Origin of the sequence: Flavobacterium algoriphilum (genome assembly GCF_048158655.1) — a bacterium.
Taxonomy (GTDB): Bacteria; Bacteroidota; Bacteroidia; order Flavobacteriales; family Flavobacteriaceae; genus Flavobacterium; species Flavobacterium algoriphilum.
On record NZ_JBLNKY010000001.1, the window covers coordinates 624848 to 638557 of the forward strand.

A 13710-nucleotide genomic window follows, 5' to 3' on the forward strand; every position below is an offset into this window, starting at 1 on the left:
AGTTTGATAACGGGACGGATTTAATATATTTAAGAACTTAAACTATTCTATTTCAGAAACTCTCAAGGTGTTCACCATTCCTTTTTCTTTTATAGGCATTGCTGCTAAATTGATAAGAAAATCTCCTTTTTGTACAAAACCTTTTTGTTTAACGATTTCGTTAATGTCAGTTACCGTATCATCAGTACTTACTGTTTTCTCATAGAAGAAAGATTTTACACCCCATAATAAATTCAGTTGTGTAAGGATTCTTTTATTAGATGTAAAAACTAAAATATGTGAATTTGGTCTCCAAGCCGAAATTTGGAAAGCAGTATAACCACTATTCGTCAAGGTACAAATTGCTTTTGCTTTGATAACATTAGCCATAGTTGCAGCATGATGACAAATTGTTTTTGTAATAAAACGTTTTGTTTTTATCTGTGGCGTATTTTGTGGTACTTGAATAAGCGGAGAATCCTCAACTGCTTCAATGATTTGAGTCATTTTTTGGATTACTTGAACCGGATAATTTCCAGTGGCAGTTTCTCCGGAAAGCATTACAGCATCAGCACCATCCATAACTGAATTGGCAACGTCATTCACCTCAGCACGTGTTGGTGTAAGAGAAGTGATCATTGTTTCCATCATTTGCGTAGCAACGATAACCGGAATACGAGCTGTTTTGGCTCTGCGAATCAATTCTTTTTGAACTAACGGTACTTCATGCGCAGGAAGTTCAACTCCTAAATCTCCACGAGCAACCATTAAAGCATCACAATAAGCAACAATTTTGTCAATATTTTCTAATGCTTCCGGCATTTCTATTTTGGCAATAATTGGAATTTTATATTCGGAATGTTCTGCAATTAATTCCTGTAAGTCTTGTAAATCTCTTGGTGTTTTTACAAATGATAGTGCGATCCAATCCACATTTTGCCCAATAGCAAAAATAGCATCAGCAATATCTTTCTCAGTCATTGCAGGAAGAGATATTTTTGTGTTAGGTAAATTTACTCCTTTTTTAGATTTCAATTCACCACCTTGAATTACTCTTGCTATAACTTCTGATTTTTTATCGGTCTCAACGATTTCAAAAATAAGTTTTCCATCATCTAGCAAAATTCTTTCTCCTGGATTTACATCATTTGGAAAGTTTTGGTATTTCATGAATACTTTTTTTGCAGTTCCAAGAATGTCTTCAGCTGTAGTAAATGTAATTAAGTCTCCGTCTTTTACAACAACCCCTTCCTCCATAACTCCTACGCGAAGTTTAGGTCCTTGTAAATCTCCAAGGATTGCAGTTGTGTAACCAAACTCTTCATTTAGACCGCGTATCAGATTTATTTTTTCTTTTACATCTTCGTAGTCAGCATGTGAAAAATTTACTCTAAATACATTTACACCTGCGTCAATCATGTCTTTTATGATTTCTCTTGTACTACATGCAGGCCCAAGTGTGGCTACAATTTTAGTTTTTTTGTTTGTAAGCATTGGTATTAAAAAATTAAATTGTTTTTTGATTTGATTTGATTTATATCTACGGTATAAAGTGTAGCTATATTATCGATTTTATTTAATATAGTCTGTATTGTTGATACGCTCGTTGTGTCTTCAATATTTTCTATTTTTAAGAAATAATCTACTTTTTTAAACTCAGGAAGTAAAAAGACTTTTGTTGCCACTTCCATTGTAACATTTGAAAATAAATTTTGCTTAATTCCTTTTTTATATTGAATAACCTCATTTTTATTTTGAATCAAATTCCAGGTGATTGCTTTTTTATTATCATAATAAAAGAATCTAGAAAATTTTGTTTCCCCTTCTTCTATATTAATTTGGATTTCATTCTTGCTTTTGCTTAGATTTATTGGCAATAATTGATTAATAAAAAAAGCCAATCTATAATCTTCTAATGAAGTGTGAATAGCAATTAGATAATAATCTATTTCGTCAAATTCTCCAAGATCCAGTTTATGAATAGCCATTTCATGAAAAAATAAGTTGTAAATATAGTATTTCTATCGAAGTTTAGACTACCTAAATAAGATGTTTGTGTTAATTTATCAACGAAAACGTTATAGGTTTAAGGATTTGATGTTATTTTCTATCCATTTTTTCTTGAAATGCAAAATAAGCACGTTGGGATGCTTTTTCTTCTGCTTTCTTTTTTGAAGTTGCCCTTGCTCTTGCAATTACTTTATCATCGATGCTAAGTTTAACCCCAAACAAGCGTTGTCCGTCTATTGCATTGTCTTCAAAAATATCATAATGAAATACTTTCTTCTCTTTTTGACACCATTCTATAACTAAACTCTTATAGCTAATTACCTTTCCTTCCAGTCTGGCAATATCTACATAGGGAATGATAACTCTTTTCTGAATGAATTTTTCACAGTAGACATACCCTCTGTCTAAATAGATTGCTCCCACTAGCGATTCGAAGATATTCCCATGTATGTTTTCGCCAAAATGTTGTAACGGCACTTTGCTCTCTATGTATTGAACTAGATTTAAATCCTTTCCTAATTCGTTCAAGTGGTCCCTACTTACAATTTTTGAACGCATTTTAGTGAGATAGCCTTCGTCTCCAGCAGGCGCTTTGCTGAATAAATGAGCCGCGATTACAGCACTTAGCATAGCATCTCCTAAAAATTCCAGTCGTTCGTAGTTGATAGGATTTCCTAAAACGTCAAGTCGATTTGAGGAACGGTGTGTGAAGGCTTTTTTATAATAATTTAAATTGATTGGCGCGAAACCCAAAATTTTCTGGATAGAATCAAAAAAAATCCCGTCTTCTGGAGAACGGGATTTCGAAAATATTTTTCTAATTATACGCATATAATTTAGATGTCTAATTTTTTCACTAATACACAAGCATTGTGTCCTCCAAAACCAAAAGTATTACTCATGACAACATTCATTTCTCTTTTTTGAGGAACATTAAAAGTGAAATTCAATTTACTGTCAATACTTTCATCATTAGTAAAATGATTTATTGTAGGGGGTACTATTCCGTATTTCATCGAAAGAATTGAAGAAATAGTTTCAATTGCCCCGGCAGCACCAAGTAAATGGCCTGTCATTGATTTGGTTGAATTCAAATTCATGGTATAGGCATGCTCTCCAAAAACATGTAAAATAGCTTTAGACTCCGCCATGTCTCCAAGAGGAGTAGATGTTCCGTGCATGTTTACACCATCAACATCACTTGCTTGTAAACCTGCGTCTCTTAAGCAATTAAGCATTACATTTTTAGCACCTAATCCTTCAGGATGCGGAGCTGTGATATGATGTGCATCCGCTGACATGCCGCCACCACCAATTTCACAATAAATTTTTGCGCCACGAGCTATAGCATGTTCGTATTCTTCAAGGACAAGAGCACCAGCTCCTTCACCTAGAATAAATCCATCTCTGTCTTTATCCATTGGCCTTGAGGCTGTTTTTGGATCATCATTTCTTGTAGATAGAGCATGCATGGCATTAAATCCACCCATTCCAGCAATAGTTACCGCAGCTTCAGAACCACCTGTAACCATAGCATCTGCATGACCTAATCTTATGTAATTAAAAGCATCAATAATAGCATTTGTAGAAGAAGCACAAGCTGAAACAGTTGTGAAATTGGGTCCTCTAAAGCCATATTTTATTGAAATATGACCACCAGCTATATCGGCAATCATTTTAGGGATGAAGAAAGGATTGAATTTTGGTGTTCCGTCACCAGCAGCGAAATTAAGAACTTCTATTTGAAAAGTTTCTAATCCTCCAATTCCAGATCCCCATATCACACCCACTCTGTCTTTATCTAATTTTTCAAAATTGAAACCAGCATCAAGTACAGCTTCATCAGATGCAACCATAGCATATTGTGCATAGCGGTCCATTTTTCTGGCTTCTTTTCTATCTAAGAAATCTTCGGCATTAAAATTTTTCAATTCGCATGCAAATTGTGTTTTAAATTTTGAAGCATCAAAATAAGTAATTGGTGCTGCTCCACTAATCCCGTTAATGAGGCCGTTCCAATACTCTTCAATATTATTCCCAATAGGAGTAAGAGCGCCTAAACCTGTTACAACAACTCGTCTTAATACCATAAATTCTTTATTTTGTTATCTTTAAACAAATAAAACCCATGCTTTCTTTATTGTATTATTCCTACAAAAGAGCCATGGGTATTACAATAAATATATTTTGATTGAAGTTCAATCTCGAATTTAATTTTTTAAAAAATAATAACACCCGCTTACAGGATTGCAAACGGGTGTAAAATTTATTATTTTTTAGCTTCCTCTATATAAGAGATTGCTTGACCTACAGTAGCAATGTTTTCTGCTTGATCGTCTGGAATTTGAATGTCAAATTCTTTTTCGAATTCCATAATAAGCTCAACAGTGTCTAATGAGTCAGCTCCTAAATCATTAGTGAAGCTTGCTTCTGTTACAACTTCGTTTTCGTCAACACCTAATTTGTCTACGATAATCGCTTTTACTCTTGATGCAATGTCTGACATAATCTTTAATTTTAGAATTTAATTTGTTGGCAAAAATAAAAAACTTTATTTGAAAACAACTATTTAGTTAATAAATGTGAGATCTAATTTATAAAATATATTTGATAAAGGTTTCTGAATGTTATTTAATTTCATTTTTTATGCCTTTTTTTGCGTAATTAAAATTGTTAGTTTATGAAAAAAATAGTGATTTTTGCCTCTGGATCGGGGACTAACGCTGAAAATATTATCAAGTATTTTGCTGAAACTGAAATTGCAAGAGTTGAAGCGGTGTTTACAAACAACCCAAATGCTAAAGTGATTGAAAGAGCCAGAAATTATGGGATTTCAACTAGTATTTTCTCAAAAGAAGAATTAAATGAAAGTAAAGTATTACAAATAATAAATAATATCCAGCCTGATTTAATTGTTTTAGCGGGGTTTTTGTTAAAATTTCCGGATAATATTATTGCGAAATATCCTGATAAGATAATAAATATTCATCCTGCATTGTTACCAAAATACGGTGGGAAAGGGATGTATGGTATGCATATTCATAGAGCAATTGTTGGGAATAAAGAAAAAGAAACCGGAATTACCGTTCATTATGTAAATGAAAATTATGATGAAGGGAATATTCTTTTTCAAAAAAATGTAGTCTTATCAGGTGATGAGACTCCAGAAGAAGTTGCTGAAAAAATTCATGAATTGGAGCAGAAACATTTTCCGGAAGTTATTGAAAAACTGTTAAATCATAATTTATAATTTTGAATACTCACGACGTGCATATTTATACAGATGGTGCTGCTAAAGGAAATCCGGGCCCCGGTGGTTATGGAGTTGTGATGGAATGGGTAGGCAAGCCTTATAAAAAGGAATTCTATGAGGGTTTTCGTCATACCACTAATAATAGAATGGAATTGCTGGCAGTAATTGTGGGACTTGAAAAATTAAAAAATTCAAATACCCGAGTTTTAGTGGTTTCGGACTCTAAATATGTGGTGGATTCCGTGGAGAAAAAGTGGGTTTTAGGTTGGGAAAAAAAAGGGTTTGTTGGTAGGAAAAATTCTGATTTGTGGAAACGTTTTCTGGTTATTTATAGAAAACATAAAGTCAATTTCAAATGGATAAAAGGACATAATAATCATGTTCAAAATGAAAGATGTGACCAGTTGGCAGTTATGGCTTCGATGCAAAAGCAACTTTCGATAGATACTTTTTATGAAAGTACGAGTGAGTAAGTATTATATTTGAGTAATTGCTAATTCGCTTTTTTTGTATTTATTTGAGATCAAATCTTTATTTATTGTACTGTGTATAATGTTGGCGAGCGCTTCAATTGTTCTAATTTTTGCATAGGGGCGATGATAAATAATACTCATTTCGCGAACCGGAATGGGTGCATTAAAAAAACTGACTTGTTTTTTTCTTTCGGAGGAAAGGGTGTTGTAATATAATTCAGGAATTAAAGTTAATCCGCCAAATTCGTCAATCATATTCAATAAAGTATCAAACGAACTTGCTTCTAATTTTAAATTTTCGACCATTTTTTCTTTTTTCTTTAAAGAGCATAATTTAATAAATTGTTCTCTAAGGCAATGACCTTCCTCCAAAAGCCAGATTTTATGATTTCTAATTTCATCGGGTAAAACATAGTTTTGCACCGGATCAATGTCGCCATACACCATTAAAGTCTCATAAAACAAGACGATATCTTCAATTTCGGTATCATTTAATGGGGTAGCAACAATTCCCATATCAAGTTGCCCTTCTTTCAGCTGTTTTGTAATAGATTTAGTTGTTTGTTCTGAAATTTCTAATTTTAAGTCAGGGAAGTTTTCTAAAATAGGTTTTATGATTTTTGGCAGTAAAGAGTTTGCTATTGTCGGGATGATTCCAATTCTAATCTTCCCCTCGATTTTTCCATTAGTCTTTTTGGCATTGTCTTTTAAAAGCTGGCTGTGAAGAACTACTTTTTTTGCGTTTTCAACAGTTTCCATTCCAATTTCGGTAGTCTCAGTTGGATTTTTCTTTCGGTCAAAAATAATTATTTCAAGCTCTGCCTCTAGTTTTTTGACCATCGTGCTTAATGTTGCTTGTGTGACATTGCAATACTCAGCAGCTTTTGTAAAATTTTTCAATCGATCTACAGCGATTATATATTCTAATTGTTGGATATTCATGTATATAGATGTTGTCAATGACAAAGATATAAACTTTCAGTTATGTCAATATGTTTTTTGTCGATATTTTTGCATTAATTAATAAATAAAATAGTCTTATGAAACAAAAAGCATTAGTCTTATCAATAGCAATGTTGATAACTCAGCTAACATTTGGTCAAACATTAACAACAAATTCTGGAGCTCCAGTAGGAGACAATCAAAATTCAAAAACAATAGGGCAAGATGGACAAGTCCTGCTGGAAGATATACATTTGATTGAAAAATTAGCTGCCTTTGACCGTGAACGTATCCCGGAAAGAGTGGTTCATGCTCGCGGAACTGGTGCTTTTGGAGAATTTGTTGCAGTCTCTGATTTTTCGGATGTTACGATGGCAGATTTCTTAAATAAAGCAGGTAAAAAAACCCCATTGTTGGTTCGTTTTTCAACTGTAACGCATCAAGCCGGTTCTCCTGAAACGTATCGTGATCCTCGAGGTTTTGCTGTTAAATTTTATACAGAACAAGGGAATTATGATTTAGTAGGAAACAACTTGCCAGTTTTCTTCATCCGTGATGCAATGAAGTTTCCGGACATGGTTCATGCCTTTAAGCCTTCTCCAATAACAAATGGTGCTTCAGATCCGAATCGGGTATTTGATTTCTTTTCAAATGTGCCAGAATCAACACACATGTTAACTTGGGTATTTTCTGATTATGGAATCCCAGCGAATTTTCGCCAAATGGAAGGTAATGGAGTGCATGCGTACAAATGGGTAAATGCGAAAGGCGAAGTTACCTATGTAAAATACAAATGGATTCCGCAACAAGAAGTGCGTAATTTATCGCAAGCTGAAGCCAATGCAATTCAATCCACACAAATTGAACATGCTACTTTGGATTTGCGTAATGAAATTGAAAAAGGGAATTTCCCAAAATGGGATTTGTATGTTCAAATGTTGAAAAAAGAAGATTTTTTGGCTTTAGATTTTAATGCCGTTGATCCTACTAAAATTTGGCCTGAAAAAATTGCTAAACTGATCAAAGTGGGTACGATGACTTTGAATCAAAATCCTTCCAATTATTTTCAACAAATAGAGCAAGCTGCTTTTTCGCCAGCAATTTTGGTTCCGGGAATTGAGCCTTCGGAAGATAAATTATTACAAGGGAGATTGTTTTCATATTCGGATACACAACGCCATCGTTTAGGAGGTAATTTTCAACAAATTCCAGTAAATATGCCTAAAGATGGAGTAAACACCTACAATGAAAATGGGTATATGTCGTTGCGCCCTCAAACAGGTGATGTAAATTATCAGCCTTCAACAAATAAACCGGAGGTAAAGGATGATGCAAAATTCAAATATTCAAAATCAGAATTTGCAAACGTAACAACAGTACAGTCAAAAATTTCGAAACCAAATGATTTTGCTCAAGCGGGCGATTTATACCGTTCTTTTTCTAAGAAAGATCAAGATGCATTAATTTATAATTTATCTGGAGCTTTAAAACAAGTAAAAAATAAAGTAATTGTTGCTAAAATGATTGCCCATTTTTACCAAGCGGATAGAGAATACGGAATGCGATTAGCAAAAGAGCTTAAAATGGATCGTAAAGAATTAGAATCTTTGATGATGCAATAATTGTAAGCAAGATTTAATAAAGGAGCGTTTTTAACGCTCCTTTACTTATTATTTAAAAAAATATGAAAAAAATAATTTTCACTCTATTGATTCTAATTTCTGGTTTTTTGAATGCACAAAACACAGCTGTTTTTGAAGCGGCAAGAACGAATGATTTAAAAACGATTGAAAAATTTATAAAGGAAGGAAGTGATATAAACGTATTAAATTCCTCCGGTTATAGTTTGCTTATTCTGTCCGTTTACAATAATAATTATGAGGTTGCAGCGTATTTGATTTCGCAAAAAGCAAATTTAGATATTCAGGATCCTTCGGGTAATTCCGCTTTGATGGGCGCTTGTTTCAAAGGGTATTCTTCGCTAACAGAATTGTTGTTGGTACACCAAGCAAGTCCAGACTTAGTAAATTATAATAATGCCAATGCGTTATTTTTTGCTGCAACTTTTGGACAGGTAAAATGTGCGGAAATTTTGTTGAAATATAAAATTAATACGCAACAAAAGGATGTTTTTGGAAAAACGGCATTGGACTATGCAGTGAATCAAGAAAATGAGGCTATTATTTCCTTGTTAAAATAAAGAAATTTTGATTAAATCTGTAGATTGTAAAAAATGAGATTTTTTATTATTTAAGATTTAAATTAGCAAAACTTTACAATTTAGACCCGTTGCAATTTTACAACTTATAAACTATCTTTGCGCCTTAATTCGAAACTCATAAAATGAATAAATTATTAATTGTTGGAAGTGTTGCTTTTGATGCCATAGAAACGCCTTTTGGCAAGACTGATAAAATTTTAGGTGGAGCGGCACCTTATATAGGAATTTCGGCTTCTTTTTTTAATTTACAATCAGCCATAGTTTCTGTAGTTGGCGATGATTTTCCACAAGAATATTTAGATTTATTAACAGCCAGAAATATTGACATTTCGGGACTTGAAGTGGTAAAAGGTGGGAAAACTTTTTTTTGGAGCGGTCTTTACCATAATGATTTGAATTCAAGAGATACATTGGCAACGGAACTTAATGTTTTGGGTGATTTTCAACCAAAGGTTCCTCAGGATTTTAAAAATGCCGATATAGTGATGCTAGGAAATTTGCATCCGTTGGTACAAAGTAGTGTAATTGACCAAATGGAAACGAAACCAAAGTTGGTAGTGCTCGACACTATGAATTTTTGGATGGATTGTGCTTTACCAGAATTATTGGATGTGATGAAGCGTGTTGACGTAATTACAATCAATGATGAAGAAGCAAGACAACTTTCGGGAGAATATTCTTTAGTGAAAGCGGCGGCAAAGATCCAGAAGATGGGACCTAAATACGTAGTAATTAAAAAAGGAGAGCACGGAGCACTTTTGTTTCATAATAAAGAAGTTTTCTTTGCACCAGCCTTACCATTAGAAGAAGTTTTTGATCCAACAGGAGCAGGAGATACTTTTGCAGGAGGTTTTGCGGGATATTTAACTCAAAGTGAAAATATCTCTTTTGAAAATATGAAAAATGCGGTTATATTCGGTTCTAATTTAGCATCCTTTAGTGTGGAGAAATTTGGAACAGACCGAATGATTGATTTAGATAAAGACGAAGTGCTGTCAAGACTGAAACAATTCAAGTCATTGACACAATTTGATATAGAATTATAATGCATGAAACCTCGGAAACGGGGTTTTTTTATAAATAAATTTGGCAAGAAATTACACGATTTAATTTTTGGTATAATTATGGATGATATTTTAGAGCATAATAATTAGTGTTAAGTATTAAAATCAACAAACACAACAACAAACAACAACACAATGAGCGACGCTTTACAACACGAATGTGGAATAGCACTAGTTAGACTACTCAAACCGCTTGAATTTTACAAAGAGAAGTACGGATCGGCTTTCTACGGAATACAAAAAATGTATCTCCTTATGGAAAAGCAACACAATCGCGGGCAGGATGGAGCTGGTTTTGCAAGTATTAAAATGGATGTTGAACCCGGTGAGCGATACATAAGTCGCGTGCGATCAAATCATTCTCAGCCCATTCAAGATGTATTTAAACAAATAAATGAAAGAATAAATGAAGAGATGGCAGCTCATCCTGAATATGCGGATGATGTTGTACTTCAAAAAGAAAATATTCCTTACATAGGGGAGTTGTTTTTGGGACATGTGCGTTACGGAACTTTTGGAAAAAATAGTATCGAAAGCGTTCATCCATTTTTGCGTCAAAGCAATTGGATGCATCGAAATTTGATATTGGCCGGAAATTTTAATATGACCAATGTAAAAGAACTTTTTCAAAACTTAGTAGAACTGGGCCAGCATCCAAAGGAAATGGCAGATACGGTTACGGTTATGGAAAAAATCGGACATTTTCTAGACAAAGAAGTGATGCAGTTGTATCAAGATTGTAAGGAAGAAGGTTTGTCTAAAAGAGAAGCTTCTCCTGTAATTGCAGAGCGCTTAGATATTGCTAAAATTTTGAGACGTTCTTCTAAAAATTTAGATGGAGGTTATGCTATGGCGGGACTTTTAGGACACGGAGATTCATTTGTGTTTAGAGATCCTGCAGGGATACGTCCGGCTTATTTTTATCAGGATGATGAAGTTGTCGTTGTTGCTTCTGAAAGACCGGTTATACAAACCGTTTTCAATGTGCCTTTCGAAAAAGTACAAGAAATAGAACCTGGGACTGCACTAATAATTAAGAAAAACGGTACGGTTTCAATGGAAGAGATTCTTCCTCCAACAGTTAAAAAAGCATGTTCTTTTGAACGTATTTATTTCTCGAGAGGAAGCGATGCTGAAATTTATCAAGAAAGAAAAAAATTAGGAAAATTGATTTTGCCTGCTGTTTTGGAAGCTATTGATGAAGATACGGATAATACGGTTTTTTCTTATATTCCTAATACTGCTGAAACATCATTCTACGGATTAGTTGAAGCGGCTCAAGATTTTTTAAATCAAAGAAAGAACAATTACATCCTTGAAAACAGAAATACATTAACTAAGGATTCCTTACAAGAATTGCTTTCGGTAAAAATCCGTACGGAGAAAGTAGCGATTAAAGATGCAAAACTAAGAACATTTATTACGGAGGACAGCAGCCGTGATGACTTGGTTGCCCACGTTTATGATGTAACTTATGGCGTTATCAAACCAACAGACAATTTGGTGATTATTGATGATAGTATCGTACGTGGTACAACGTTGAAAATGAGTATCATCAAAATGATGGATCGATTGAATCCAAAACGTATTGTAATCGTTTCTTCTGCACCACAAATTAGATATCCTGATTGTTATGGAATTGATATGGCTAAACTGGAAGGTTTGGTAGCATTTAAGGCAGCATTAGAATTGTTAAAAGAAAGAAACCTGTATCACATTGTTGATGAAGTATATTTGAAATGTAAAGCACAGGAAAACTATATAGACAGCGATGTTGTCAACTATGTAACCGCAATTTATGAGCCTTTTCAACCGCAAGAAGTTTCAAACAAAATTGCTGAAATGTTAAGCTCTCCTGAAATTAAAGCTGAAGTAAAAATAATATTCCAAACCGTAGAAGATTTACATATTGCTTGTCCTAAAAATTTAGGCGATTGGTATTTCACTGGAGATTATCCTACACCTGGAGGGAACCGAGTGGTGAATCGAGCATTTATGAATTTTTATGAAGGAAAAGATGCTAGAGCGTACTAGTAATGGAGTGAATTTAGTTCTTAATCGGTTTTATGTGTTGTTTGTCTAATTTATTTGTTTTGATTAAAAAACTGCTATAAATTTGAACCACCATAACATTAGTAGGTTAAGTTTATGGTAGATTTGGGGCAAAAAAGGTGGAAGAAATTCCACCTTTTTTATTGGAATAAAGTCAAAAAATAAGATAAACAAAAGCGCCGATTTCAAATTTTGAAATCGGCGCTTTTGTTTATCTTATTAAAGAAACAAGACAACATTTCTTTTGAAGTCTTGTTCTTTCCTCTTGATTCTATTTTTATTTCTCTAAAGCATATCTTCTAGATACTTCAGTCCAGTTAATTACATTGAAAAAAGCTTCGATATAATCTGGTCTTCTGTTTTGATAATGCAAATAGTAAGCATGTTCCCAAACATCCATTCCTAAAATTGGAGTTCCAGCACAACCTACACCTGGCATCAAAGGATTGTCTTGGTTTGGAGTTCCACAAACATCCAATTTTCCGCCTTTATGTACACACAACCACGCCCATCCAGAACCAAATTGAGTAGCTCCAGCTTTGCTGAATGATGCTTTAAATTCTTCAAAAGTTCCAAAAGCAGCTTCGATAGCAGCCAATAAATCCCCAGTTGGAAGTCCGCCACCGTTTGGTGTCATTACAGCCCAAAACAAGTTATGGTTGTAAAACCCACCACCGTTGTTACGGACAGCTGCATTTTTCATATCAAGATTAATCAAAATATTTTCAATTGTCTTACCTTCCATATCCGTTCCAACTATTGCGGCATTAAGATTGGTTGTGTAAGCATTGTGATGTTTAGAATGGTGAATTTCCATTGTTCTCGCATCAATATAAGGTTCTAATGCGTCATACGCATAAGGTAATTGAGGTAATTCGAAAGCCATAATTATAATTGTTTAGTGATTTATAAAAATTTTATCAAATTTATACATTTAACTTTGGAAACGGAAACTCTATTTTGTTATAATTTCATTAAAATAGTTACTGTATATTTTCTTTAATTAAGATTGAGCCATTGCCATACAAATAATGCTGATTTTTATACCGGGAATTTTCAATAGAGCATGTGAACACGCTTCTAATGTGGCTCCGGTTGTGATAACATCATCAATTAAAAGGAAATGTTTATCATGGTCTTTTTCGGTAAAAGTAACATCAAAAATAGTTTCAATTCCTTCACTTCTTCCCAATAAATTTTTCTTCGATTGCGTTTTTGAATACACATTCCGAATCAAAAGCGAATCATTATATTCTAAATTTAAACTTGAAGAAAGCGCTTTTCCAAAAGCTGTCACTTGATTGTATCCTCTTTCTTTTAGTTTCCTTCGATGCAATGGAACTGGAATAATTTCATCAACGGTTTTTAATAATTGGATATTCTTTAAATCTTCGGCGTACCATTCTCCCAAAATGGTTCCTATTTCTTGGTGTCCTTTGTATTTCAAATTATGAATGAGTTCTTGAACAATTCCCTTTTTATGAAAATAAAATAATGCCGAAGTATGAAGTACAGGGATTCTTCCGTAAAACTTTTTGAATGCATCATTCTCTGGATTCAAATGATGATTCGTCAACGGAATATCGTGTCTGCAAACGGTACAAATTACATTTTCGTTTATTACTAAAAAGGAACTGCAACCGGAACAGACTTTTGGAAAAAAGAGATTTATAATGCTTTCAAACATGTAATCAAGGATTTATTTATAAAAATAGA

14 protein-coding genes are annotated in these 13710 nt (G+C 33.7%); 6 read left to right on the forward strand and 8 right to left on the reverse strand.

Annotated elements, in window-relative coordinates:
- Positions 1-42: 42 nt before the first annotated feature.
- From pyk to ACM55G_RS02720, 5 genes are all read right to left on the reverse strand, one after another.
- Positions 43-1473, reverse strand: a complete 1431-nt coding sequence (gene pyk, locus ACM55G_RS02700; RefSeq protein ID WP_416842370.1) for a pyruvate kinase — start codon at positions 1471-1473, stop codon at positions 43-45.
- A 5-nt stretch (positions 1474-1478) separates the two neighbouring features.
- Positions 1479-1967, reverse strand: coding sequence for an IPExxxVDY family protein (locus ACM55G_RS02705; protein ID WP_416842371.1), 489 nt, complete (start codon positions 1965-1967; stop codon positions 1479-1481).
- A 112-nt stretch (positions 1968-2079) separates the two neighbouring features.
- On the reverse strand, positions 2080-2820 hold the full coding sequence (locus ACM55G_RS02710) for a ribonuclease III family protein (protein WP_416842372.1): 741 nt from the start codon (positions 2818-2820) through the stop codon (positions 2080-2082).
- A 5-nt stretch (positions 2821-2825) separates the two neighbouring features.
- Positions 2826-4079 (reverse strand): beta-ketoacyl-ACP synthase II, encoded by a 1254-nt coding sequence (fabF, locus tag ACM55G_RS02715; protein WP_416842373.1) that lies wholly within the window; start codon positions 4077-4079, stop codon positions 2826-2828.
- 179 nt (positions 4080-4258) lie between these two features.
- Positions 4259-4495: an acyl carrier protein gene (locus ACM55G_RS02720; RefSeq protein WP_007137004.1), complete on the reverse strand. Its 237-nt coding sequence runs from the start codon at positions 4493-4495 to the stop codon at positions 4259-4261.
- 174 nt (positions 4496-4669) lie between these two features.
- Here ACM55G_RS02720 and purN point away from each other — a divergent pair, with 174 nt between their 5' ends.
- Both purN and rnhA read left to right on the forward strand, forming a co-directional pair.
- Positions 4670-5239, forward strand: coding sequence for a phosphoribosylglycinamide formyltransferase (purN, locus tag ACM55G_RS02725; RefSeq protein ID WP_416842374.1), 570 nt, complete (start codon positions 4670-4672; stop codon positions 5237-5239).
- Between the two features lie 2 nt (positions 5240-5241).
- Positions 5242-5715 (forward strand): ribonuclease HI, encoded by a 474-nt coding sequence (rnhA, locus tag ACM55G_RS02730; RefSeq protein WP_416842375.1) that lies wholly within the window; start codon positions 5242-5244, stop codon positions 5713-5715.
- A 3-nt stretch (positions 5716-5718) separates the two neighbouring features.
- Here rnhA and ACM55G_RS02735 read toward each other — a convergent pair whose 3' ends face one another.
- Positions 5719-6675 (reverse strand): hydrogen peroxide-inducible genes activator, encoded by a 957-nt coding sequence (locus tag ACM55G_RS02735; protein ID WP_416842376.1) that lies wholly within the window; start codon positions 6673-6675, stop codon positions 5719-5721.
- 80 nt (positions 6676-6755) lie between these two features.
- Here ACM55G_RS02735 and ACM55G_RS02740 point away from each other — a divergent pair, with 80 nt between their 5' ends.
- From ACM55G_RS02740 to ACM55G_RS02755, 4 genes are all read left to right on the forward strand, one after another.
- Positions 6756-8279, forward strand: a complete 1524-nt coding sequence (locus ACM55G_RS02740) for a catalase (protein ID WP_416842377.1) — start codon at positions 6756-6758, stop codon at positions 8277-8279.
- Positions 8280-8341: 62 nt separating this feature from the next.
- Positions 8342-8857: an ankyrin repeat domain-containing protein gene (locus ACM55G_RS02745; RefSeq protein ID WP_416842378.1), complete on the forward strand. Its 516-nt coding sequence runs from the start codon at positions 8342-8344 to the stop codon at positions 8855-8857.
- Between the two features lie 143 nt (positions 8858-9000).
- Positions 9001-9924 carry a PfkB family carbohydrate kinase gene (locus ACM55G_RS02750; protein WP_416842379.1) on the forward strand — a complete coding sequence of 308 codons (924 nt, stop codon included), beginning with the start codon at positions 9001-9003 and terminating at the stop codon, positions 9922-9924.
- Between the two features lie 153 nt (positions 9925-10077).
- On the forward strand, positions 10078-11976 hold the full coding sequence (locus ACM55G_RS02755; RefSeq protein ID WP_416842380.1) for an amidophosphoribosyltransferase: 1899 nt from the start codon (positions 10078-10080) through the stop codon (positions 11974-11976).
- A 295-nt stretch (positions 11977-12271) separates the two neighbouring features.
- On the opposite strand, the gene ACM55G_RS02760 is transcribed toward ACM55G_RS02755, so the two are convergent.
- Together ACM55G_RS02760 and ACM55G_RS02765 are read right to left on the reverse strand one after the other, a co-directional pair.
- Positions 12272-12880 (reverse strand): superoxide dismutase, encoded by a 609-nt coding sequence (locus tag ACM55G_RS02760; protein WP_416842381.1) that lies wholly within the window; start codon positions 12878-12880, stop codon positions 12272-12274.
- Between the two features lie 117 nt (positions 12881-12997).
- The gene (locus tag ACM55G_RS02765) at positions 12998-13681 is read right to left on the reverse strand and encodes a ComF family protein (RefSeq protein ID WP_416842382.1); all 684 of its coding nucleotides are present in this window, start codon (positions 13679-13681) and stop codon (positions 12998-13000) included.
- Positions 13682-13710 lie beyond the last annotated feature (29 nt).

Excerpts from the sequence above, each read along its gene's own strand:
- ACM55G_RS02755 (WP_416842380.1), top strand. The coding sequence starts at position 10,078 with ATGAGCGACGCTTTACAACACGAATGTGGAATAGCACTAGTTAGACTA.
- ACM55G_RS02760 (WP_416842381.1), bottom strand. The coding sequence starts at position 12,880 with ATGGCTTTCGAATTACCTCAATTACCTTATGCGTATGACGCATTAGAA.
- ACM55G_RS02750 (WP_416842379.1), top strand. The coding sequence starts at position 9,001 with ATGAATAAATTATTAATTGTTGGAAGTGTTGCTTTTGATGCCATAGAA.
- ACM55G_RS02705 (WP_416842371.1), bottom strand. The coding sequence starts at position 1,967 with ATGGCTATTCATAAACTGGATCTTGGAGAATTTGACGAAATAGATTAT.
- ACM55G_RS02710 (WP_416842372.1), bottom strand. The coding sequence starts at position 2,820 with ATGCGTATAATTAGAAAAATATTTTCGAAATCCCGTTCTCCAGAAGAC.
- purN (WP_416842374.1), top strand. The coding sequence starts at position 4,670 with ATGAAAAAAATAGTGATTTTTGCCTCTGGATCGGGGACTAACGCTGAA.
- ACM55G_RS02720 (WP_007137004.1), bottom strand. The coding sequence starts at position 4,495 with ATGTCAGACATTGCATCAAGAGTAAAAGCGATTATCGTAGACAAATTA.
- ACM55G_RS02740 (WP_416842377.1), top strand. The coding sequence starts at position 6,756 with ATGAAACAAAAAGCATTAGTCTTATCAATAGCAATGTTGATAACTCAG.
- pyk (WP_416842370.1), bottom strand. The coding sequence starts at position 1,473 with ATGCTTACAAACAAAAAAACTAAAATTGTAGCCACACTTGGGCCTGCA.
- fabF (WP_416842373.1), bottom strand. The coding sequence starts at position 4,079 with ATGGTATTAAGACGAGTTGTTGTAACAGGTTTAGGCGCTCTTACTCCT.
- ACM55G_RS02745 (WP_416842378.1), top strand. The coding sequence starts at position 8,342 with ATGAAAAAAATAATTTTCACTCTATTGATTCTAATTTCTGGTTTTTTG.
- ACM55G_RS02765 (WP_416842382.1), bottom strand. The coding sequence starts at position 13,681 with ATGTTTGAAAGCATTATAAATCTCTTTTTTCCAAAAGTCTGTTCCGGT.